General features: G+C 40.0%; 22 protein-coding genes. 3 read left to right on the top strand and 19 right to left on the bottom strand.

The genetic code is table 11. From position 1 onward, the window contains the following. Window positions 1-169: 169 nt before the first annotated feature. The 7 genes from NSQ58_RS06130 to NSQ58_RS06100 all read right to left on the bottom strand — a co-directional run bounded on the left by NSQ58_RS06130 (window position 170) and on the right by NSQ58_RS06100 (window position 8,518). Window positions 170-1,162 carry an SPFH domain-containing protein gene (locus NSQ58_RS06130; protein ID WP_341057027.1) on the bottom strand — a complete coding sequence of 331 codons (993 nt, stop codon included), beginning with the start codon at window positions 1,160-1,162 and terminating at the stop codon, window positions 170-172. Between the two features lie 141 nt (window positions 1,163-1,303). After that, window positions 1,304-2,098, bottom strand: a complete 795-nt coding sequence (locus NSQ58_RS06125) for a TPM domain-containing protein (protein WP_068938375.1) — start codon at window positions 2,096-2,098, stop codon at window positions 1,304-1,306. After that, a complete protein-coding gene (locus tag NSQ58_RS06120; RefSeq protein WP_023986506.1) occupies window positions 2,095-3,129 on the bottom strand; it encodes a hypothetical protein in 1,035 nt (344 codons plus the stop codon). The genes NSQ58_RS06125 and NSQ58_RS06120 overlap by 4 nt, the downstream gene beginning before the upstream one ends. A gap of 26 nt (window positions 3,130-3,155) precedes the next feature. Further along, window positions 3,156-3,815 (bottom strand): PspA/IM30 family protein, encoded by a 660-nt coding sequence (locus NSQ58_RS06115; RefSeq protein ID WP_341057025.1) that lies wholly within the window; start codon window positions 3,813-3,815, stop codon window positions 3,156-3,158. A gap of 183 nt (window positions 3,816-3,998) precedes the next feature. Further along, on the bottom strand, window positions 3,999-4,841 hold the full coding sequence (locus tag NSQ58_RS06110) for an aldo/keto reductase (protein WP_023986504.1): 843 nt from the start codon (window positions 4,839-4,841) through the stop codon (window positions 3,999-4,001). A 275-nt stretch (window positions 4,842-5,116) separates the two neighbouring features. After that, entirely contained in the window at window positions 5,117-7,501 is a 2,385-nt protein-coding gene (locus NSQ58_RS06105) for a phosphoketolase family protein (RefSeq protein ID WP_068938378.1), read from the bottom strand. A gap of 294 nt (window positions 7,502-7,795) precedes the next feature. Beyond that, a complete protein-coding gene (locus NSQ58_RS06100) occupies window positions 7,796-8,518 on the bottom strand; it encodes a GntR family transcriptional regulator (protein WP_068938379.1) in 723 nt (240 codons plus the stop codon). A gap of 351 nt (window positions 8,519-8,869) precedes the next feature. Between NSQ58_RS06100 and NSQ58_RS06095 the strand changes: the two genes are divergently transcribed. After that, window positions 8,870-10,021: a glycosyltransferase family 2 protein gene (locus NSQ58_RS06095; protein WP_023986501.1), complete on the top strand. Its 1,152-nt coding sequence runs from the start codon at window positions 8,870-8,872 to the stop codon at window positions 10,019-10,021. Window positions 10,022-10,243: 222 nt separating this feature from the next. Here NSQ58_RS06095 and NSQ58_RS06090 read toward each other — a convergent pair whose 3' ends face one another. Continuing rightward, the gene (locus NSQ58_RS06090; protein ID WP_023986500.1) at window positions 10,244-10,801 is read right to left on the bottom strand and encodes a PadR family transcriptional regulator; all 558 of its coding nucleotides are present in this window, start codon (window positions 10,799-10,801) and stop codon (window positions 10,244-10,246) included. Between the two features lie 284 nt (window positions 10,802-11,085). Here NSQ58_RS06090 and NSQ58_RS06085 point away from each other — a divergent pair, with 284 nt between their 5' ends. After that, window positions 11,086-11,559, top strand: coding sequence for a tautomerase family protein (locus NSQ58_RS06085; protein ID WP_023986499.1), 474 nt, complete (start codon window positions 11,086-11,088; stop codon window positions 11,557-11,559). A 295-nt stretch (window positions 11,560-11,854) separates the two neighbouring features. On the opposite strand, the gene NSQ58_RS06080 is transcribed toward NSQ58_RS06085, so the two are convergent. Further along, window positions 11,855-12,502, bottom strand: a complete 648-nt coding sequence (locus NSQ58_RS06080; RefSeq protein ID WP_341057024.1) for an NAD(P)H-dependent oxidoreductase — start codon at window positions 12,500-12,502, stop codon at window positions 11,855-11,857. A gap of 175 nt (window positions 12,503-12,677) precedes the next feature. Here NSQ58_RS06080 and NSQ58_RS06075 point away from each other — a divergent pair, with 175 nt between their 5' ends. Beyond that, window positions 12,678-13,025 carry a winged helix-turn-helix transcriptional regulator gene (locus NSQ58_RS06075; RefSeq protein WP_034094951.1) on the top strand — a complete coding sequence of 116 codons (348 nt, stop codon included), beginning with the start codon at window positions 12,678-12,680 and terminating at the stop codon, window positions 13,023-13,025. A gap of 238 nt (window positions 13,026-13,263) precedes the next feature. Here the strand turns inward: NSQ58_RS06075 and NSQ58_RS06070 are convergent, their stop codons facing one another. The 10 genes from NSQ58_RS06070 to NSQ58_RS06025 all read right to left on the bottom strand — a co-directional run bounded on the left by NSQ58_RS06070 (window position 13,264) and on the right by NSQ58_RS06025 (window position 21,772). Next, a complete protein-coding gene (locus tag NSQ58_RS06070; protein ID WP_341057022.1) occupies window positions 13,264-14,214 on the bottom strand; it encodes a ring-cleaving dioxygenase in 951 nt (316 codons plus the stop codon). 73 nt (window positions 14,215-14,287) lie between these two features. Beyond that, the gene (locus NSQ58_RS06065) at window positions 14,288-14,686 is read right to left on the bottom strand and encodes a DoxX family protein (protein ID WP_258297438.1); all 399 of its coding nucleotides are present in this window, start codon (window positions 14,684-14,686) and stop codon (window positions 14,288-14,290) included. A gap of 67 nt (window positions 14,687-14,753) precedes the next feature. After that, window positions 14,754-14,981, bottom strand: coding sequence for a DUF896 domain-containing protein (locus NSQ58_RS06060; RefSeq protein WP_023986494.1), 228 nt, complete (start codon window positions 14,979-14,981; stop codon window positions 14,754-14,756). 531 nt (window positions 14,982-15,512) lie between these two features. Next, window positions 15,513-15,935, bottom strand: coding sequence for a type II toxin-antitoxin system VapC family toxin (locus NSQ58_RS06055; RefSeq protein WP_338533094.1), 423 nt, complete (start codon window positions 15,933-15,935; stop codon window positions 15,513-15,515). Beyond that, a complete protein-coding gene (locus NSQ58_RS06050; RefSeq protein WP_338533093.1) occupies window positions 15,928-16,230 on the bottom strand; it encodes a hypothetical protein in 303 nt (100 codons plus the stop codon). The genes NSQ58_RS06055 and NSQ58_RS06050 overlap by 8 nt, the downstream gene beginning before the upstream one ends. Window positions 16,231-16,313: 83 nt before the next feature. Next, window positions 16,314-17,438: a site-specific integrase gene (locus NSQ58_RS06045; RefSeq protein ID WP_338533092.1), complete on the bottom strand. Its 1,125-nt coding sequence runs from the start codon at window positions 17,436-17,438 to the stop codon at window positions 16,314-16,316. 222 nt (window positions 17,439-17,660) lie between these two features. Then, window positions 17,661-17,840, bottom strand: coding sequence for a helix-turn-helix domain-containing protein (locus NSQ58_RS06040; RefSeq protein WP_338533091.1), 180 nt, complete (start codon window positions 17,838-17,840; stop codon window positions 17,661-17,663). A 189-nt stretch (window positions 17,841-18,029) separates the two neighbouring features. After that, window positions 18,030-19,739 (bottom strand): DNA primase family protein, encoded by a 1,710-nt coding sequence (locus NSQ58_RS06035; RefSeq protein WP_338533090.1) that lies wholly within the window; start codon window positions 19,737-19,739, stop codon window positions 18,030-18,032. Then, window positions 19,739-20,308 carry a hypothetical protein gene (locus NSQ58_RS06030; protein ID WP_338533089.1) on the bottom strand — a complete coding sequence of 190 codons (570 nt, stop codon included), beginning with the start codon at window positions 20,306-20,308 and terminating at the stop codon, window positions 19,739-19,741. The genes NSQ58_RS06035 and NSQ58_RS06030 overlap by 1 nt, the downstream gene beginning before the upstream one ends. 165 nt (window positions 20,309-20,473) lie before the next feature. After that, window positions 20,474-21,772: a hypothetical protein gene (locus tag NSQ58_RS06025; protein ID WP_338533088.1), complete on the bottom strand. Its 1,299-nt coding sequence runs from the start codon at window positions 21,770-21,772 to the stop codon at window positions 20,474-20,476. Window positions 21,773-21,932 lie beyond the last annotated feature (160 nt).

Below are 21,932 nucleotides of genomic sequence, written 5' to 3'. Positions count from 1 at the left end.
AGTACCTTTTTCAATCCAATAAATCAGATTTATGAAGAAAATACTTGAACGAACTACATAAAAAAGCAGCCATCACAGAAGATACTCTGCGATAACTGCCTTTTGGCTTACAGGATTACTTGACCCAGTCGGAGCTTTTCTGAAATAAAGAAGTTTGACCGTAGCTATGTTATCCGTTCAATTTTTGTCCACAATTCGGACAGAAGTTAGCTCCTTCGTTTTTTGTACCGCAATTCGGACAAAAATTGGGCTTATTACCGTCTCCAGATGGAGCGGGGGCAGCAGGTGTAGGCTGAGTCTCAGCCGAAGGCTTTGGGTTCGGGTTAAAATTTTTCATCATTTCATTTGCTATATTCATCCCCATCATCATACTCGCCATATCCGAAGCAGCACCGCCGCCTTTTACATTACCCGATGCAATCCCGTCCGTCATCGTCACTTGTTGGTACTTTTGCAGATTACCGATCATTTCATGAGAGGCTGTCTTCGTGATCATATCTTGGATTTCTTGAGGATAATTGAAGCTCATCACATGAAAGCCAGTAATCGTCATACCGTTGTCCATCACTTGCATATCCAGATCTTCTTGAATACCTTTTGAAATGTCAGAGGCATTCGCCTGCAGATTGAACATGTCCTTTCCTTCTCTGCTGATCCACTTCATCAATAACTGATCCAACACCGAAGTAATCCGTATTTTCACATCCTCAACTAGATAACTGTCCTTCACTCCGGCAATCTTATCGATGAGCGTAACATAATCGTTCACTTTAAAATTAAATGTGCCATTGGCACGAATCGGCATACCGCCTGGCAGCTGGGGGGTCGGGATCAGCACTGGATTCTGCGTCCCCCATTTGACCGTAAACTCCTTCGTATTAACGAATAAGACCTCTACCCTCATGCCACTGTTAAAACCAAATTTAAACCCTTTTAGTGTGGATAGAAATGGAATAATGTCAGAGTCCATGTTATACGACCCTTCATTCTCGAAAATACCCTCTATTTTTCCGTTATTTACAAAAATCGCATCTTGACCGGAGCGGATGATTAATTTACTGCCTTTTTTAATTTCACGGTTGCTCCACTTCCAGAAAATCATATCATCTCTAAATTCTTCCCACTCTACAACATTTGCAAATTGATTTCTGAAGAACCCCATACTGTATCCATCCTTTCAGTTTAGGATTTTGCAAAATTCGATTCCAGTCGCTCCAAAGTGCAATATATAGACGAACTAGACCATTTCGATCTATATATTGTTCATTGAAAGTCGCTTATTGGATTTTTACAAAATCCTCAGTTAAAATGATCCTCTGCTGCCGCTATGCGAATGACCGCCGCTGGTCGTTCCGCCACCACCGCCTGAGCTGCTGCTACTGCTGCTCTTTTCAATCTTCCGTTTCGTTGTCGTTGTGTGAAGATACTGATCTCGATGCTCCAGAACTCCTGAAGCGTTCGCATCCTCGTAGGTCTGCCGATTTACCGTAACCCGACCGCCAGAATTGGAAACCATCTTGCCCACGATCATCGCCGCCAATCCCAGGGCAACCGCCAAATGAAGCCATCCTTTAAAAAATATACTGTCTGGATTCACCCCTGGACGGATGGCCAAATATTTGTGCGCACTCAGAATATACTTTTGAAATGCAAGCCCATAGTTGCCGTTCGTCAGGTCCGGGCTAATCTCATGGCGTATTTTAGTAAGCCTGTCATCATCCAGATACCGTTCTGCCTTATAAAATCCGGCCAAGTACACCTCTCTATTTCTCATATCCATCGTTAAAATGACCGCGTTCCCATGAGATCTGTCATACCCAGGGCCATGGTCATCATAAAAGTCCTGCGTCATTTTCATAACATCCATATTGTCGGGATTGAGAGTAGTATAAATAATAATGTCCGTTTCTCTTTCCGCTCCGTATTGATTAGCCATAGCGTTCAACACATCATACTCTTCCTGATTGAGCAGACCCGCTTCATCATAAATCAATGGCTTCATTTCTGTCGTTGCTGGTTCGCCCTTCATTTCCATAGGAACTGCCAGAAAAGCAGCAAAGAACAACAAGACGGCTATAATCGCTCTATGCTTTTTCAATAAAATCCCCCTCCCATCATCAACCAAGTGATTAACCTCAATGAAAAGAGAGTAATGCCGAAAATGCCTGCAAACCAAGCCGTCACTTTGAACTTGCTAATCGGAGGCTTACCGACTACCTTGCCCGTCTGTCCGTTCATAGCAAACGTATGCTCCAATTGATTATAGTCATAGTGTATGACCCACACCGGGAGCAGGACATAATCCGCTTGTTTTAATGTAGTATCAATTTGCTTTTCCGTATAACTCACGGCCGTATACTCTGACACCGTAGAATGAATATAAGCATCAATATATTCCTTCACTTTTTCTTTAACTCGCGGGAAAAGCTCTTCTTCGTTATAACTGTACTTCTCCGCAATATAACCTGCTAGATATGGCGTTTTAAAGGGTTTTAGCTGATCGTATGGAAAAGGCTCCAATTTATCCATCAGCTCATCGTTCATTTTCTCCGCAGCATCAATTGGAACCTTTACATAATTCAAACGAATTTTCCGATATACATCGAAATGCTTCGTTTCCGTATATTCGTAGTCTCCGCTCGTATAGGTTCTCACTTGGGTACCTTCACCTTGAACCTCAATTTTATTATGTAATTCATATAACCAGAAGGGCACATACATCCCGGTTATTCCCTTGATTCGGTCTGCTATCATGAACCGGTTCGGCGTCAGACGGCCATTCTTGCACCATTTTTTGAAAGCAGCTATGGCTTCTTCCTTACTGATTGAAAAAGGAATAACCTGCGCTGGAGCCAGCTTCCCAGTCAGTCGATCCCCGAGAACCACGGCAGAACCACAAAAGCTGCACACCGTTGCACTCGTCTCCACTTCGGTCATAATCACTGCTCCGCAGTTATTACAATGATACTCATGGGCCTCATCTTCTGAAAAAATACGATTTATCAGAGGATCAGGAATAGATTCGATATTGTCCTCTCTTCCGCAACTATGACAGGATAACATCCCTGTCTCACCGTCAAAGACCATGCCGCTGCCGCAGTTTGGGCATTTGTATTCGATAACCGGCATCTGCTCACCTCTTCATGTAGATACTGTTATGATTCCTTATGGTTGATTTTTTCTTTGATCGCAGCCAGTTCATCCTCTGCATTCGTACTCTTCTCGTATTGTGCAAATAAAGCATCCAGGTCGTCCTTCGTTCCTGCCCGAAGCTCGGCTATAGCCATCGCTTCATCATACGCTCTGTTCACCTGTTCTTCCATAACTTCGAAAGCAGAATTCTTGCTGCCCATAGAGTTCAAGGTTTGCTGTGCTTTGGCAACCGCCATCTTCCCTTTAAGTTCAGCGCGCCGCGCTTCTAGTTGCCCCATATCGGACACCAACTTCTCCTGCATTTGTTTCATATTTACGGCGTTTGTCGAAGCTAAATCATAGGACGTTTGTAATTGTTCCAATTTATCCGCCTGCAAACCTTTTCTCTCCAGAAACTTTCGAGCTTCCTCTTCATTACCAGCTTCCACAGACTTACTGGCATAATGCTGGAGCTTTTTGATTTCGGCTTTGCATTCATCCAGTGCTCTTTTTGCCCTTCTCTCATCAGCCAACACTGAGGCCGTCTCCGCTTTCACCTTGCCTAGATCACTGTTTAAATTCCGCATATAATCGTCAATGGTTCTCTCCGGGTCTCCCACCTTATCCACTAAGGCGTTAACATTCATTTTCATAATATCCCTAAACCTCGACAAAATTCCCATGATGACCTCCTTCGAAAGGACTACATTCCACCATATCATACATCAAATCCGGTAAAAAATGTTCATCATAGCTCTATATACTGGCCCACTGATCACTTTCGGATGTGTGTTCGTTTTATTATAAAAGCAAAGGGTCCAAAAACCCGCGACAGATTTTTGAACCCTTCTATTTATTGTTCCTGATTATAGTTCTTCATAGGACTTGGGGTCCTGACCCCATATCCGCCCATCCTCACTGCTAAATGCCGAAATCACGTTCATTTCCTCTGGAGACAACTCAAAATCAAAAATATCCAGATTCTCCGTTTGGTGTTTTAAAGAAGAGGCCTTAGGGATCGGGATCGCTCCAAGTTGGATATGCCAACGTAAAATCGCTTGTGTAGTCGTTTTACCATGAGCAGCAGCAATTTCCCCAATCTTTTCATTCTCCAGTATGCTGTGACCACGCCCCAAGGGGCTCCACGATTCGGTCACGATGCCCTGTTCAGCATCTTTTGCACGCTGGTGCTCCTGATTAAACAATGGATGCAATTCAACTTGATTGATGCTCGGGGCGACACCTGTTTCCCGAATTAAACGTTCATTATGCTCGGGCAGAAAATTGCAGACCCCGATGGAACGAATATAGCCCCTTTTCTTCGCCTCAATCAACGCCTGCCAGGCTTCAACATATCGATCAATTTGGGGATTCGGCCAATGGATCAGATAAAGATCATAATAGTCCAGACCTCCTCTATATAATGACTCTTCGATCGTTACAATGGCTTCTTGGTAAGCATGTCGGCGACCCGGTAGTTTGGAGCAAATCAACAATTCTTCTCTGGGCACAGAGCTCTGTCGGACCGCTTTCCCGACAGCCCCCTCATTTTCATAGTTGAACGCTGTGTCGATCAGACGGTAACCTGCATCAACTGCGCCGGTAATCGCCTGTACTCCATCTGCACCCTTAAATCCAACAGTCCCAAATCCAATGACGGGCACTTTAGTGCCATCATTCAATACCTTCTCCGGAATTTGATGGTTCATATTAACAGCCTCCTTTACTATTCTCATATACCATAACACCTCTTTAATCCTCAGGCAAAATATAGAAATTCATTTCGTTCCCTATATATGTATATACCCACTAGCTTGTAAATTCTCTACCAAGTTCTCTGTGTGCTAAATCAAAAAGCGCCTGATCCCCATTGAAATCATACTTGAAGTCAAGGGGTCAGGCACTTGTACCACTACCAAATCATATATTCCACTTCATGCTTGATGGCTTGGTTGTCCAACACAAAGTTGAAGTGTCTGTGTTTTTATTTCAAGCCTTTCCATACCCAGTTCTCTACCTCTGGCAAATCAATACCCTCTTCGCGAATGAATTGATGATGTTTCTTAACCGTAGCATCCATTTCATCCACAATGTTGGTGTACTTCTCAGCGTCAGGTAAGTTGAGGACAGCTTCCTTCACTAGATCGAAGCGATCCATCTGATTCAATACGCGCATATCAAATGGTGTCGTAATATCGCCATTCTCACGGTAACCATGTACATGCAAGTTATGGTTGTGACGATCAAAGAACAGATCTTTGATCAGACCTTCGTAACCATGGAAAGCGAAAACAACTGGCTTGTCTTTTGTGAAAAAATGATCAAACTCGGCGTCGGATAATCCACGCGGGTCTAGTTTTTGACTTCTCAGTTTCAGCAAATCTACCACGTTGATGTACCGAATCTTCAAGTCAGGCAGTTTTTCATGCAAAATGGAAATCGCAGCTAAACTTTCAATAGTTGGCTCTGTACCAGCAGAAGCAATGACAAGGTCAGGTTCTCCACCTTGATCTGTACTTGCCCAATCAATAATCTTCAACCCTTTGTCCACCAATTCTTTCGCTTCATCAGCACTAAACCATTGTGGACGTGGGTGTTTAGACGAAACAATCAAATTGATCTTTTGACGGTCATTTAAAATGGTGTCGAAAACAGCCAACAATGAATTGGCATCCGCTGGCAGATACTCCCGAATAAATTCTGGTTTTTTATCAGCCAAATGACCTAACAAACCTGGATCTTGGTGTGTATACCCATTATGATCCTGTTGGAACACTGTTGAGGTTGCTACGACATTCAATGATGGGATATCTGCACGCCATCCTTGATCCGTTGCTTTACGCAGCCACTTAAAGTGTTGGGTGATCATCGAGTCAACCACACGCAGGAAGGCTTCGTAACTTGCAAAGAAACCATGACGACCTGTTAATACATAACCTTCCAGCAGTCCTTCAGCTTGGTGTTCGGATAATTGAGAATCAATTACGCGGCCATAGGATGATAAGAATTCATCATTAGGTTCAATAATTTGGTCCATCCATTGGCGTTTGGTTACTTCAAAAACAGGAGCCAAGCGGTTAGACATCGTTTCATCCGGTCCGAAGATTCTGAAATTACGATTTTCTTCATTTAAAAGAACCACATCTTTAACGTATTTCCCTAAAACCGACATATCTTGCGCAATCACTTTACCAGGTACGGAATTATCCAGCGCATAGTTACGGAAATCCGGTAATTTCAAGTCTTTAATGAGGTTACCCGCATTCGCAACAGGGTTCATTCCCATACGTTTATCGCCTGTAGGCAGAATTTCAGCAAGCTCAGAGTTTAAACGACCGTTTTCGTCGAACAATTCCTCTGGTCTATAGCTATTCAGCCATTCTAACAAAGCAGGTGCGTGTTGCATATTCTTTTGATCAACCGGAATTGGAACCTGATGGGCACGGAATGAATTTTCATTCGGCACGTTGTCCCATTCCTTCGGACCTGTCCAGCCTTTAGGTGAACGGAATACAATCATCGGCCACGCCGGACGAGTAAGGTCATTATTTTCACGTGCATTCTTTTGAATAGCTTCAATCTTCTCGATGGCCGTATCCAATACTTTCGCCATTTCTGGATGCATGTGATCCGGATTTTCACCTTCAACAAAGAACGGCTCCCAACCCAAACCTTTAAAGTAGGAGGTCAATTCTTCTTTCGATTGACGAGACATAATCGTTGGGTTACTAATCTTAAAGCCATTCAAGTGCAAGATTGGCAGCACTGCACCATCCGTGATGGGGTTGATAAATCTGTTAGAGAACCACGAAGCGGCTAATGGGCCCGTTTCAGCTTCGCCATCACCAATAACAACAGCCGAAATCAGATCAGGATTATCCAGAATGGCACCTACACCATGAGAAAGGGAGTAACCTAATTCTCCACCTTCATGGATAGATCCAGGTGTTTCAGGAGCAGCATGTGAAGCAATACCGCCAGGGAAAGAGAATTGTTTGAACAATTTCTTCATACCTGGGATATCTTGCGTAATTTGTGGATAGATTTCAGTGTAACTACCATCCAGATAAGAATTTGAAACCATAACCTGGCCGCCGTGACCAGGACCTTCAATGTAAAGCATGCTCAAATCATATTTATTAATAACACGATTTAGATGTGCATAAATAAAGTTTTGACCCGGAATTGTGCCCCAGTGTCCAATAGGCTTAACTTTCACATCTGAATCTTTTAAAGGCTCTCTCAACAAAGGATTATCTTTTAAATAAAGCTGACCTACCGAAATGTAGTTCGTTGCACGCCAATATGCATCAAGTTTTTCCAAATATGTTTTAGATGAATAATCTGCTAACACGGGTGATAATGACATTGTGTCCACTCCCTAAGTAGTTTTGTTTGTAATTTATTTCCGGAAATTTCATCTACATGTCCATCATAACGCTACGCCAATTTAATTCAACCTTTTTCACAAGTGATACGGTCCAATTTTGTGAAATTTTGAACATACTATGAAATATAAATTAAAAAGACAGTAAAAAAGCTCTTACATTAAAATATATAGAAGTATAAACCAATAAAATTTGTAATAAACGAGGTAATTGCAGGCTTCAATCCTTTTTTCAAAACCATAAAAAAAAGACCGGAGAATTCTCCAGTCTTATCATTAGTGAACCGATACAAAGGTATTAAATTTCAAATATTTGTAATGAAATCGCATATGAGAAAACTCAAATGGCGTACCGTTATCTAAAAAGAACACACCTTCCATAATACCTACAGGCTCATTTTCATTTAAATGTAGCAGCTTTTGATCAGTCTCTTGAGACGGTTCTGCAAAAATGGATAAAAAAGATTTGGTGACGGCCAAGTTCCGCGAGTCTTCCAAATAATTAAAAATGGACCCCTCGATAATTGTCTGATTTAAATTCTGGACAATTTTAATGGGGATATAGCCCGTTTCAATCATAAAAGGATCATCATCAAACAGACGTAAGCGAACAATTTTGTAAACAAAATCATGAGTCTCCAAGAACAAATCGCGCTGTAACTCTTCTGTTGGCGGAATGACCTCAAAACTCAATACTTTGATCTTAGGCTTTTTACCATGCATTTGAAAATTATCAGTGACCCCTAGATTAGAGCCTTCGTAGTTAAAGATAGATTCATTTCTTATGTATAATGGATTAATAAATGTCCCGGAACCTTGTTTTTTGAAAATAATTCCGACATTCTCCATTTTAGTCAGAGCACGTTTAATTGAACTACGACTAACCTGGTACGTCTCACTAAGACTACGTTCATCTGGCAATCTCATATCCGCAAACTTTCCCGCAAAAATTTTCATCTTGAGATCGTCAATAATTTGCTTATAGACAAATTGTGTCATAAAGTACTCCTCTTTCAGGTCTTCTATAACTCTATATAGTTTACCATAACTTGCCCATTTCATCTCATGTTTGTTTCTGTTTGCTGAGCGGGCTTTCAGCGGATAGGAAGCGCCGTCGCTTTTACTTTACATCTCTATGCATAATACCATGATTACACATATATAACACCACTGAACGTACCTGCAAAACAGCAGAAAATACAGAACCCCCACCTTAGCATCAGTAATAAGACCAAGCCTGTTTCGAACCTTGAGGGATGTTTGACTAGACCAGGCTAAAATCCTTGAATACATTGTTATTATTCATCTTGTTCAAACGTTTTCTAATAAGAATGGTGGGGGGAGATCATATTGGCTATCCGCTACAGCGTCATCATTCCAACCTATAATCGAGCCCAGCAATTGTTGCTCACACTCGCTTCATTTGAGACACAAACCTATCCAAAGCAACTATTCGAAGTCATTGTAGCTGATGACGGTTCTACAGACGGAACGAAAGAAATGGTCGAAGGCTTCAAAGCATCCTATCCTCTTATCTATGTGTCACATCAGGAACAACGCGGTCGATCTGCCGTTCGAAATTTGGGACTGCGCCGTGCAAAAGGGCTATACATCATCTTCTGCGACGCTGACTTTGTAGTATTACCGGAATTCATTAGGATCGTGAGCCGTTATCACCGTAAATATCCCAAGTCTGTGCTCTCAGGCATTCCTCACTCATGGGACGATGCTTTTACCCATTATTACCCTGACTTTTCTCCTGAAGAAAAAGAACAATGTCGCAACATACTTACGCAGTCCAACTTATGGAATGCTGACTATGAAGCAGCGAACGAAATTACTCCAATCATAACCCCTGAAGATATCCTTCACCAAACGGGTGCACTGTCTAAAGTAGTTAGTCCCACAAGAGTCCCCCCCAATACGCAGAAACAATTTGCCACAACGGATGTCGCCCCCTGGATGCTGCTGGTTACTCGTTGTGTAGCCATCAGACGCAGTCACTTGATTCGTATTGGAGGTTTTAATGAACGGTTTGTGCTGTATGGACTCGAAGACTGGGACCTTGGCTATAGACTGCATCGCTTGAAGATCCCTTTTTATTGCATCAAAGAGGTGGTCGGATATCATCAGGAACATCCAACCTATCTCAGAGGTAACGTTTTAAATACAGAAAATCTGAGAATCATGTATGAAACCTACGGATTCAATGACTCCTCGTTAAATTTATTTGCCCTTATCCCTCCATCCGAGGATTTTGAGACCTACAAAAATACGTTGCGGGTATTGCGCAGGGGATTCCGCTCTAGGTTAACACGCTCATCAGCACTGTTATTAAGAAGAACATTACGCATTGCAGCCAAACAGTTCTACGATCAAAGCCATACTCATGCATACAAAAAATCATTACACTTGATAAAAAAGAAAGCAGAGAACCGGAAAAGTCGAGTCGCTCACGTGTTACGAGAAATGCTGGTGAAGTCTGAAAAGCTGGTGGAATAATAGTTACTCATTTACAGCGTACAAAATCGTGTGTATTGCATCCTCCTTACGGGATAAAAAAACTCCTCCATAAAGGTGCGAGCCCAACTTGGCAAGCAGCTTTATGAAGGAGGAGTCGCCATGTCCGGAGATAACGACAAGAATTGTCGTTACTAGTTTACTATTCCTCTGATAGTCCAGCATGCTTTCTGATTATTCATTACATATGAATTTTACCAACTGCTAAGAACTCAATATTTTAATGCTATCATCGCACCAGCTAATTAAACTGCTAAACTGACTTTTACCATAGCTCATTGTGATCATCCAATATTTGTGATTATGGTCTTTATGCTCTACGTTGATAAGCCAACGTTCAAGTTCTTCAAAAATATGCAAGCTTTCCACTAGCTTTTCTTTATACTCCTGTATGTGCTTTATAATCGTTTCAGGCGAAGAATTCCCGCCAAAAAACACCCTCAACAGCAGCTCATTTTTTTTAAGCATCACCACATGCTCCATGGGCTGAGAAAGCCAGTCTGACAACGTCTGCCTTCCCTGATCGGTAATGCTGTAGAGTTTCTTGTCAGGCTTTCCTTTCTGTCGAATAACCTCGACTGCAATATCTTTTCGATCCAGTAGCTCTGCCAGGCTGGGATAGATCTGACCATAGTTCTCATTCCAAAAGTAACTAGTGCTTTGCTCCATATGTTGCTTTATATCATAACCGGTATGAGGACCCAGACTCAGAATGCCTAATACCGCAAACATTGTATTGGTTTTTCCTGACTGTCTCGCCATTATATATTGTGCCTCCTGTTACCTCTAGCAAATCTCCGTAGTATGTCATGCTTTCATTAGACTAGACATAATTATAGCCCATTTAAACTAGCTTCACATCTCTCTATATATTATTTAAATATATATTATTATAATAATTAGTGTTGACAGGGGTTTATCATCGTTTTATATTAACGATATCAACAAAATACCAATGAGCTTGCCAAGCTGAAGCCTTGGATACAGATATCATAAAGAATTCCAAGACATCGCTTGGTTAAATCTTAATAAGGAGATATCAGACCATGACCATGATCAGTGTAAATTATCCCGCAGGCCGCATAACGCTTGAACAGCGCCGTCTTTTGGCAGAAGGTTTGACGGATGCAGTTCTCGTTCCAGAGGTAGGTCAATATTGTCCGCCAGCAAGAGAAGGGTTTCAGGTCCATTTCAACGAACGTCCAATAGATTACATGGCAATTGGTGGGCAATTGCTGTCGGATCAGCCAGAACGTGATGTAATTACTGTCAATGTTCTGGTGATGGATGGTGACTGGCCTAACGACGTTCGCAAAAAAGTGCTTGAGAATATTCTTGGCAGTTTGACTAAAGTACTTGGTGTACCGGAACCATCCCCAACTTGGTGGGTATCCTTCCAGGTCATTGAAGAAGGCAGCTGGGGTTCTCGCGGCAGCGTGCTCTCCATTCTAGACCTGCTGGATTCAGGAGTCTTTACTGAGGAGAAAATTAAGGCTATCAAGCAAAATATTACACGGTAATGCGTGGAATTTGGCATTTCTAAAGATTGGAGGAACATTCATATCTTGTCGGCTAGAGGATACGGGAAACACCGGGAAATCTCCTGACGTGGTGGCTAAGGCAATTTACAAACCGGCAACTGACGTCTTAAACCTTCTGCGGTATCCAGTAGGAGAACCATCCAAAAGGTTATATCTTTAGCAGTAACAAGCTTATAACTTAGCACAGTGTAATATGTCCATATGTCCAAACGAAAGAACACCCATAAGGGTGTTCTTTATTTTTCCAAAGAAACATCCTGCAGTTTACGTAATCTTAATGGCTAGCCAAATCATGCTCCAAAGCTTGAAGAGAAAGGCTATCCCTCGTACTGCCTCCCTCTCCCGGTCTCATATCAAAAATACGATCGACAAATCGATTGACATCCAGCAGCATTGCTTTTCGTTCCTCCAAGGTTACACGCGGCACCGAGTAAAGAAGCTTAATCTCGGCATCCGAAAACTTGGCGAACCCAAACAAATTATCGTTAGCCGCGTAGAGCATATCTTTCTGACGTGATATGCGAATATAATCTTCTGAAGATCCTGTTGTAAAAATCGAGTAGGCTCTCTTGCCCTCAAGCCCATATACACCATCAGAAGAGCGTATGAGTCCTGTTGTGAACACTCTATCTATATATCCTTTAATAACAGCGGGAAATCCGCCCCACCATACCGGTGAAATAATAATCAAGGCATCTGCCCACAATAAATCCTCCTGTTCTTTTACTATCTCCTCTGGCAATGCGTTAGTGACCTTAGCCTCTAAATCCTTTAAGCCTGCCATCGGATTAAATGACATTTGAATTAAATCTTTTACCTTAACATTCGCCCCTCGTACGTTTAAATGAGCGATCACCTGCTCCAAAATCGCTTTGTTAAAGCTCTTAGCATAAGGGTGACCGTATAAAATATTAATGTTCATCTTCTTCGCCCCCAGAATATTTTCAGATGGCTTGTCAAAGCTTTAATGCTAATGTAATGTTAAGCCAATGGTATCGAAACAACAAGTAGGCATATTTATAGTATATACTATCAAAAATCATACTAATTGATTTCATAGGACTTTCTGGAATACAAACGATAAGGAGATGGCACAAATGAGTGAAAATCTGAATTATTTTACAGATTGCCCCTTAACAAAGGTTCAGAAAATCATTGGCGGCAAATGGAAAATAGTGATTTTATGGTTTCTGTCCCGTGGTACCCGAAGATTCGGTGAAATTAAACGCGCCTTTCCTGATATCACACAAGCGATGTTAACCAAGCAGCTAAGAGAATTAGAAGAAGACGGGTTTGTGCATCGCGAAATATTCAGAGAAATCCCTCCCCGGGTTGAATACTCGCTAACAGCTCACGGAGCAAATTTCGTCCCCATATTGCGCAGTATGTATGATTGGGGGGAGGTTCATCTGGAGCACTCGAAAATTAGATGCGTTGAAAAATAGCGATTAAATATACATCCCTTCCTGCCTAGCGTGATCAGACTTTCATCCCTATGTTATAAGTCCATACCAAGTGCATAATGAAAACCCACTATGACCAATTTTGTCAAAGTGGGTTTAATCCTGTTGATATTCATCTTGTCATGTTTATATTCAGTCATGTACCGTTTTTCTAAACCTGGCAGTTCCCATCAACGTGGCTTCACCTTTTCCTCTGGAGGCAAAACAGCTGCCGTTTCGTTTACTGTTGTTTTCCAGTTAATGTTCTCACTTCAATAGGATGCAGATTCGCCTCAATTTGAGCCCGCTGCGGTTCATACCACTCTGGCAGCATTAATTTCTGCCCCAAAGATTCAGCAGGTTCATTATTAGCAAATCCCGGTGGATCTGTAGCAATTTCAAATAGTATGCCGCCCGCTTCTCTGAAATATATCGCATTAAAATATTGGCGGTCTATGATTGGAGTCGGCTGATAGCCATAATGCTGGACTGCGCTTCTCCATTCTTCATGTTGTTCGAAATCTTTTGCACGCCACGCAATGTGATGTACCGTGCCTGCTCCACCAAAGCCTAGACCCATTTTGGCGAGCGGAACATCTACGATGTTGCCGATTTCTCCTACGGACTGATAACGGGCATATTCGGCGTCTTCAGCGATTTTTGTAAATCCGAGTATGGTCTCCAATGCATCCATCGTTTTCTGTGGGTTAACGCTAAATAGCACAGCACCTCCAAACCCCTTAATTGCTTTATCAGCCGAAATGCCACCGTAAGACCAAGTACTATTCGCTCCCGCTTCACGTTCAACAAGCTCAAGTCGTAAGCCCTCATTATCCTCGAATTGAAGATATTGTTCAGAAAAACGGCTCGTTTTCGTAACTTGAATATCAAAGCTTTCTAAACGATGCCGCCAAAAATCAAGTGAACCTGGTGGGACCACATACGAGGTTATGCCCACCTGGCCACCTCCGATTCGCCCTTTGGGAGTTCCTGGTGCAGGAAAAAAAGTAATGATCGTTCCAGGACTTCCTGCCTCGTTACCAAAGTACAAGTGGTAAACCTCAGGAGCATCGAAGTTGATTGTTTTCTTCACTAACCGAAGTCCCAGGACGCCGGCATAGAAGTCGACATTTTCCTGTGGATTACCGGCAAAAGCTGTAATATGATGGATACCTGTAGTTTGCAGTGACATATGAAACCCTCCTTTAATCGTAAGAACCTTTATTTTTTGTTGTTGATGACTTTAATGACCTAAACATCATGTTTTATCTAAGTAATGCGTCGATAGAATATGAACCTGCTCCTGTCAACGCAATACCAATTGCGACTGCAATAAGAACTAGTGGATATTCATAGCCGTTAGCTGTTGCCCAGATCCCGTTTGGGCCATGTACTTTGAAAATTGCTCCGAGCATAGTCACCGTAATCAACAATGCAGCCAGTGGAGTGAATAGTCCTAAAGCAAATAGAGCTCCTCCCAACAATTCCATCAACCCAGCAGACACTGCCATGAACACTCCGGGCTTAATGCCAATCGATTCCATCCAACCGGCCGTACCCTTTGGACCATAGCCGCCAAACCAACCAAAAAGCTTCTGTGCTCCGTGCCCCACCAATAACAATCCAACCACCAAACGTATCATTAACAATCCACTTGCCAACATAAAAATCACCCTCCATATTATATTTACTTAAAGATTATTAAATTAGAGATATTAGATAAAATTAAATTCATCGTTTAGCGATTTGAGCCTGTTCTTTTTTTAGTTTCTCAGGCGTAACATCGTCTCCATTCGGATCATAAATCGTAGCATTCAAGAGAAGGCTTTGTACAGAACCCCGAAAGATTTGAAGGTATTCTTTGCGAAGATCCGTTTGTTCCGTTTTTTCGATTTCAGTCAACCCAACTTCTTTTGTTTTTTTTGCAAGCTGATTAATTCTTTCTAAAATGGTGATCACGTGTATACCTCCCTATTCAAAATTTTCTGGTTGTTTTATCTTTAATTTATTTATCTTGATATAAAGATATAATATTTTTTTATCCATGTCAATACTTTTTCGAAAAGAAAATCAATGCTTGGGTTGCTTACGGAGAAAAAGCAGCAGGAACACTTAGAGATACCTTTAAGCTACAAGTTGTGTAAAACCTCTTCAAGTCAATTACTAGAGCCATAATAAAAAGCCACCAACCAGAATCACTGGCTGATGGCTTTCTTGTCTTACTTAAATGGAGGCGAGGGGAGTCGAACCCCTGTCCCAGACTTTCTACCATACATTAAATAATATCATGCAGTCTTATAAAGCCTTATATAGCAAGGCTTTATAAGACTGAATTTATTATGTTTTATTATAGAGAACCAACGTAAATTACGATGTTTTATACCTCTTGTCTACAACTGGTCTACAGAATCGGACAGGATAATTGATCAAAGCATTGTACGTTTTAGTCCGTCTCAAGTACTCCTTCCTGTTGCCCTGAAGCCACAGTCTTTACTTAATAGGATTATAATACGCTGTTTCATACCTTAATAACGCATCAGTAAAATCCCTGTCGTTATTGCTAACCAAGGTCGCTTTCAGATGGATTGCTGTTGCCGCAATAAGCGCATCAGGGAGCTTAATCTTTTTTCCTAAATTTTGATGGAAGTATGCTCTAATCTCTCCAGCGGTGTAAGCAATTTCTCGTGTAATTTCCTTTACTTCATCTGCACTATTGATAAATGAGGATATTTCAGCTTTCAAAGAAGGATTATTATATATCTTTATGGATGAAAATAACTCTGCTTCGGTAATCACTGACAAAATCAGTTCATTATGAGGATTTCGGATGATATCACCCAAGTAGTTAATGATTTTTGGATTTCCGTCCAAACAATAAATACATACATTTGTATCAAGCAAAAACCTACTCAAAGTGACTACCGTCCCGATCATCCTCTTCTTCACGTCTCGCAATCGCATGAAGTTCCTCAGAAACACCCGGATAACGCTTTAACACCCCACCAGGTTGCTCAAGTGCCTTTAACAGACGTTCTCTCTTTTGCATTCTTTCTGACCCATCTTGTTTTCTCAAACGAATCACCGTCTCATTTTTATCTTCATTTATATCCATAAAATCGAATTTTTGCGATCTAATTAATTTTTGAAATTCAGGTAAAAACATCGATTGATCTCCAACTTGTTTCATTAGTATCGCCTCACGGTTCATACTGGTATGCTCCTCCTAATTATAACAAATATGATATCCAAAATACATAAAAACTCTTGCTTTGAGCTTGTTGTTTAACTCCCTCATGTAAATTTCCCATTTAGAGCCTCACTCATGGCATTTATAGTATTTTTATGTGTCTTATCGAAACGGTGCGTATAAATCTTATTTGTTGTTCCAATATCGGAATGCCCTAATGCTTCAGATATTGCTTTCAAATCCATACCTTGGTTGTATAATACGCTTGCAAACGAATGCCTTAGGTCGTGTAACCTTATCTTGGGTAGCTGTTGCTTTTCAAGGAACGTTTTGAACTGTTCTGTAACAGAGTTAACTCTATATGGTTTCCCATTATCATGAGAATAGACATATCCAGCATTATCATAGGTAGAACCTAACATATTTTTGAGTTCCTCCTGTTTTTCCTTATGCATCTTAAGCAGGCTATATAGATCATCATTGATGTGAAGGGATCGTCTACTTTTTTCTGTTTTAGGCGCTTTGGTTATAATCGCTTTCCCTGCACTCGTTCTGACTTCATAAATGTGAAGAGTCCGGCTTTCAAAATCCACGTATTTCCATTTTAATCCAATGATCTCTTCACGTCTCAGTCCCAAATAAACAGCGAGATAAATGGGGACCTCTAATTTAGTATCTTTAACTTTTCCCAAAAGTTCAATTAGCTGTTCTTTCGTGTACGATTTACCTTCATATCTTTTTCTTTTAGGAAGGACTACCGCATCCGCTACATTTCTGTGCACAAGCTGTTGTTTCAAACCGTAGTCCAACGCTTTACGTATAAGTGCATGGTGTTTATGAACAGTATTGGGCGATAGATTTTTCTCATCCATAAGATGCTTATAATATTGCTGGATATGCCCCGGCTGAAGTTTTTGAAGCTCTATCCCACCGAAAAAATTAGAAATGTGCTTGTTAAGAATATTTTTGTACCCGTATGTTGTAGTCTCTTCGCAATTGTACTTCACATAGTTATCCATCCAAAGATTCAGAAATTCTATCAAGCTCATTGCATTTGACTGCACTAATAAATTCCTACTTTGATTATAGTCAAATTCGGCAAGCAACTTTTTAGCCTCTGCTTCGGAATGCACGGTAGCATAATCACGCAGTCGTTTCCCGTTTAAATCCTTGCCTAGTTCAAAAGTTACTCTGTACTTAGTGCCTACCTTCTTAATACTCCCCGCCATAATCTCTACACCTCGTTGTTAAATGATATTATATACTATAAACCATGCGAAAATAAGTTTCGATTCCATACGGGAGACGGGGGGGGGGATATACTATCTAATTAGCATTCAAAGTCCGTAATCATTCACGACTTTGCGAATATTCATACCCGAACCCCCATATAAAATCACTCTAATAAGTAAGTAAATACCGCTTCTTTTCTATTGCAGTAGATCCCCCTGTTATTGAACTTGTTTTTCCAGCCACAGTTTAAGCCCTTTGGCAGGTACGATGATTTTCTTGCCTACCTTAATTTTGGGGAAGTCCTCCCTGTTCACCAACTTGTAAAGAGAATTCATCCCTAAAGGTAGAATGTCGTGCAATTCCGCAACTGTATAGCAAAGCTTTTCAGTGTTAGACATTGTGTCCCTCCATCATGTGTATAATATATAAATGAAACTTTTTAAAAAACTTGGGTGTAGTTTTCTTGTAGCTATTCTGTAGCAGGAAAGTTCTCCGATAATGAGTCTCCATAATTCCCATTACAACAAGGTTTATTGGTAGATCATTTCAGAATGTAGCCAATGTAGCCTGTTTTTATGACTGTTTATTCATGTATGCGTGTATTCATCTGGCGAAAGTAGACGTATGCCTCTATACCCCATTAATGGAGTAGATCCTTCTACTCTGATCTTTCCACTTCGCACTCTAAATTTCTCGATTTCACGCCAGAACTCCGTCTTCTTCACTGAAGTCAACCCATTTGCTTTGCAATAGATGATATAAGCGTCATACAACCTTGTTCTATGAACCCTTGATTTATCATTTTCTGGTTCCACAACACACATATCATTCACAAACTCTGTTACATTGTTTATCTCAACCATGTACTTCTTCTTGAACTGAATTGCTTCATCACATTCCGTAAATATAAAATTATTATCAATCAGTTGATACAAGCCCTCTAATGCCCACTTGATGATAATATGTCGCTCTTCTAAAAGTTTTTGCAGCAAAAAACGGTCACGTTGTTCCTCTGGTATCGAATTATTGAAGGTAATAAACAACAGTCTATCAATAAAGGCTGTGGTTCCATCGTGTTTGGCAAGCTTAGGCATATGGTTCCCTGCTGCCACCAGTTTTGTTCTGCCGTAAAAGTCGATTGCTGTTTCACCTTTACGGTCGCCTGTAATTAAATCTCCACCAGTAACAGCCTTAATGAACTCTACTCCCTTTAAATCACCATCATCACTCATCTCGGGTGATATATTAAGTTTAGAGTGAGCTAAACGCGTCTGCATAAACCTGTTAACCCCTAGTTGCTTGAGCGTCATAGAAGTTGTATGCTCCTTACCAATCAATATCTGTAACAAACTCAACCACACACTTTTGCCTGTATGCGGTTCACCAATGAGTACAAACATCTTTTTGGCATTAAAATGATTCGATATGATGTAACCTACCATTTGCTGGAGAGAAGCCTGTTTAGCTTCATCCCCTTCAGTACAATCTGTTAGAAAACGTTCAAAAACACTTGAGTATGAATAATTTCGATTGTTCGCCTTTTGTTTGGGTATAACTTTGCAATCTGCATCAATGAAACCGGTAAAGCAGTACTTTGGATCATGTGGAAGCACCCTCCGTTCTCTTAGGTCTAACACTCCATCACGGAAATTGATAAGATTTACATCAGCATTTAAATCGTTGAAATAAGTTTGTATTAACGGTTGTGTTTTTAATCGGTATATAACCTCATCAATCTTGCGCCTGCTCAATTTCCAATCCTGCTCAATGGTTATATTCCTTCTAATAGCAACTGCTAATTCATTGTCTGTAAATAACTTGTAATAACCACGTTCCCTGTTATACAGCATGATTCTGTCACCTGAACTAAGCATTTCAAATTGTTCAAGCATTGATTGTTCAAGTTTGGCTTCAAAACTCTTTTCCCTTAACTCATTCTTTTTTAAGGGATTACTATCGTCGTATATATATATTTCTTCCAGTTCCTCGGTATTGTCATTTTCTAGTAATTTACTCACCTGCTGAATTGCGGAAAATTTAGTCGACCTCTTAGGTAACTGATTATCATCCAAATTCTCCCCTAAAAACATCTGATTATCTGTAATTTCATCAGCAATTAGTGAACTGAAATCTGGAGACCTATCAAACTCAAATGATTTTCTTCCCTGAATATTGTAAGAACTATTTTCATTTCCAGAAAAATCATAAACTTTATCCACTCGACTATCGTCCATTAAGGTTTGGCTATGACCCGAACTATCATCCAGTCGTATTATAATTTTTTCATCCTCAGACATTACACTTCCCTCCCGTAAAAAACATCAGTACTGATCTCAGGATACAAGCGTTTCAAAAAAGAGAATGCTATTGCACGTATAATAGGCTTTCTTTCCTCTTCATTCATGTAAATGACCAAAATTTTCTTTTCTGAAATCCCTTCGTACAAGCAGAGCTGGGCATAGTGTTTTGTTTCAACGTATGAGAAAACAAAGTTTTCGTTAAAATTGTCCTTATTGGAATACTCAGTAGTTTCCCCTTTGAAGTGCAGATAGAATTTCTCTTTTCCTTCTTTTGAATCAAGGATGACCCTTATATAATCCTCCTCCGATAGTTTCTCGCCGATTGTTATTGAACCTGTACCCAGGTTCGCAAAACAATACTTACTTTCTTCGTGCATCCAACCAACAATTGATATATATGGTTTAGAATTAAATCCTCCCACTGAAGAATGTTGAAATTGGAGACTAAAAATATTCATACTTAAATCTGATCTATGGTTCAACATTCCTCGTATCTTCTGCATTTCATCATCCGATAATCCTTTAAGATAGTCCTTGAACATTCTTTCACCAATTTGTTTCTTCATGTTCACCAGTTCCCTTCGCTTATAGTGGTCTTTCGTGAAACCATCATAAGCGAAGATTAATAATGCCGCATTACACGGTAAACTGCGAGCTGAATTGATTTTTTGCTAAAAATATGCTATGTAGCCATTAAAAAAAGACCGCCATAAAAGGCAGCCTACAATTCACTAATTTCTCTTAAATAAATCATGATGGGCTTTTCCAACAAACTCAAAGATGTTTCTAGGCAATTCAAGAATTTTATCATTCAAAAGCTCAAGTTCGCTTGAATTGCTGAGAACACCAATGTCTCCAATTTCTGCTTCTTTATAATCTTCTATAAACTTCTCTAAAGAATACTCCTTTGATTCAATGATGGTTTTATAGCGTTCTACAGCTTGAGCAGTTTCAGAAAATGTTTCCTTGTCTACGTCCATATCTTTTGCTATAAGCACACTTTCATTTAAAGTCTTACCTTCAAGTGGAATAATACTACATTGATGTAAGAGCTCATAATAACAAACTTCCATTACCGGGAGAGATATCAAGGCGAACTCCAACATAACTTCTCTAGCTTCTTCATACCAATCTTCTGTTTTTTTAGAATTTATATATCTAGCATTTTCAACAGATGAATTTTTGATCAAATATTCACCAATCATACTAATATATTTATACCTACTATGAACATTTGGTAACAATCCAAAAAAACCAAAAAATTCTCTTAATTTGTTATTTTCTAAATTAGGTACAGCATTCGATAAAGCGACTATAGCCGTTGTCAAAAATAAGTTGTATTCCCTTTCGAAAAGAAATTTCCCAACTGCTTGTTGTTCTTCAGAATAATTTTTCAGAACCTGTTCAAATATAAGATATAGATTTTCTAATGTATCCTTATCATACTTATATTCATCATTTTTCTTATGACACTCGTTAACTAACCCCAAAAAATATACAAATGGTTGGATTAGATGTGGGACTACTATATCATCTCTCTGCTCTCCAGAACGTTTAATGGGCCTTTTAGATAGAGTAAGGTGAAATTCTTCCTTTAGAAACCCCACGAAATAATCATCTAACACTCTGGTTGTAATAATGGTTTTATTAAAAAGAGAAGTGTCAAATTCGATTTCTTCTTCATCTTCTACTCCTAAAAAACTAATTTCCTCCCACATCTTTTTTAATCCTGTAGTATTTGAGTATCCTTTTGTTTTCGCTTCTTCATTTGTCTCCAAGTTTGAAAGTATATATCCATATATTTTTAAGTGTTCTTTGATATCTTTTATGAAATCATCTTTTTTACCAATTTTCTCAAAAAACTTGATTAACCTGTCTGGTATAAGTTGTTCACAATTCTCATATATACAGGTAGCGAGTTCCTCTTCAGTCACTTTCTTAGCTTCAATAGGCTCATTTACAAATAAATTGAATTTTTTCAAAATCTTTATTCTATTCCCTTCATATAAACGAGTATACTTCATTTCCATTTCCCCTCTCCTAGTAATTTCCTTTATATTTATCGACAGAAAGGGAAAAACTATTAAATACAAGTTTCTTTTAATATCTGACCTTATATTCTATAACCTGATAAGTATCCTTTCTTCCTACTTTAGCCTTTTTCACGATAGCATCAGCAACTCCACGGGT

The sequence above is a fragment of the Paenibacillus sp. FSL M7-0134 genome (genome assembly GCF_038007865.1).
In the GTDB taxonomy this organism is placed as follows: domain Bacteria; phylum Bacillota; class Bacilli; order Paenibacillales; family Paenibacillaceae; genus Paenibacillus; species Paenibacillus polymyxa_B.
The sequence above is the reverse complement of the archived record's forward strand: the minus strand, read 5'-3'. Positions and strand labels throughout refer to the sequence as shown.

Excerpts from the sequence above, each read along its gene's own strand:
- NSQ58_RS06065 (WP_258297438.1), bottom strand. The coding sequence starts at position 14,686 with ATGTTGGCAAGTGGATTGTTAATGATACGTTTGGTGGTTGGATTGTTA.
- NSQ58_RS06080 (WP_341057024.1), bottom strand. The coding sequence starts at position 12,502 with ATGAACATTAATATTTTATACGGTCACCCTTATGCTAAGAGCTTTAAC.
- NSQ58_RS06120 (WP_023986506.1), bottom strand. The coding sequence starts at position 3,129 with ATGCCGGTTATCGAATACAAATGCCCAAACTGCGGCAGCGGCATGGTC.
- NSQ58_RS06075 (WP_034094951.1), top strand. The coding sequence starts at position 12,678 with ATGAGTGAAAATCTGAATTATTTTACAGATTGCCCCTTAACAAAGGTT.
- NSQ58_RS06085 (WP_023986499.1), top strand. The coding sequence starts at position 11,086 with ATGACCATGATCAGTGTAAATTATCCCGCAGGCCGCATAACGCTTGAA.
- NSQ58_RS06110 (WP_023986504.1), bottom strand. The coding sequence starts at position 4,841 with ATGAACCATCAAATTCCGGAGAAGGTATTGAATGATGGCACTAAAGTG.
- NSQ58_RS06025 (WP_338533088.1), bottom strand. The coding sequence starts at position 21,772 with ATGGAAATGAAGTATACTCGTTTATATGAAGGGAATAGAATAAAGATT.
- NSQ58_RS06090 (WP_023986500.1), bottom strand. The coding sequence starts at position 10,801 with ATGGCGAGACAGTCAGGAAAAACCAATACAATGTTTGCGGTATTAGGC.
- NSQ58_RS06030 (WP_338533089.1), bottom strand. The coding sequence starts at position 20,308 with ATGAAGAAACAAATTGGTGAAAGAATGTTCAAGGACTATCTTAAAGGA.
- NSQ58_RS06115 (WP_341057025.1), bottom strand. The coding sequence starts at position 3,815 with ATGGGAATTTTGTCGAGGTTTAGGGATATTATGAAAATGAATGTTAAC.
- NSQ58_RS06035 (WP_338533090.1), bottom strand. The coding sequence starts at position 19,739 with ATGTCTGAGGATGAAAAAATTATAATACGACTGGATGATAGTTCGGGT.
- NSQ58_RS06105 (WP_068938378.1), bottom strand. The coding sequence starts at position 7,501 with ATGTCATTATCACCCGTGTTAGCAGATTATTCATCTAAAACATATTTG.
- NSQ58_RS06050 (WP_338533093.1), bottom strand. The coding sequence starts at position 16,230 with ATGAACCGTGAGGCGATACTAATGAAACAAGTTGGAGATCAATCGATG.
- NSQ58_RS06070 (WP_341057022.1), bottom strand. The coding sequence starts at position 14,214 with ATGTCACTGCAAACTACAGGTATCCATCATATTACAGCTTTTGCCGGT.
- NSQ58_RS06100 (WP_068938379.1), bottom strand. The coding sequence starts at position 8,518 with ATGACACAATTTGTCTATAAGCAAATTATTGACGATCTCAAGATGAAA.
- NSQ58_RS06130 (WP_341057027.1), bottom strand. The coding sequence starts at position 1,162 with ATGGGGTTCTTCAGAAATCAATTTGCAAATGTTGTAGAGTGGGAAGAA.
- NSQ58_RS06045 (WP_338533092.1), bottom strand. The coding sequence starts at position 17,438 with ATGGCGGGGAGTATTAAGAAGGTAGGCACTAAGTACAGAGTAACTTTT.
- NSQ58_RS06040 (WP_338533091.1), bottom strand. The coding sequence starts at position 17,840 with ATGTCTAACACTGAAAAGCTTTGCTATACAGTTGCGGAATTGCACGAC.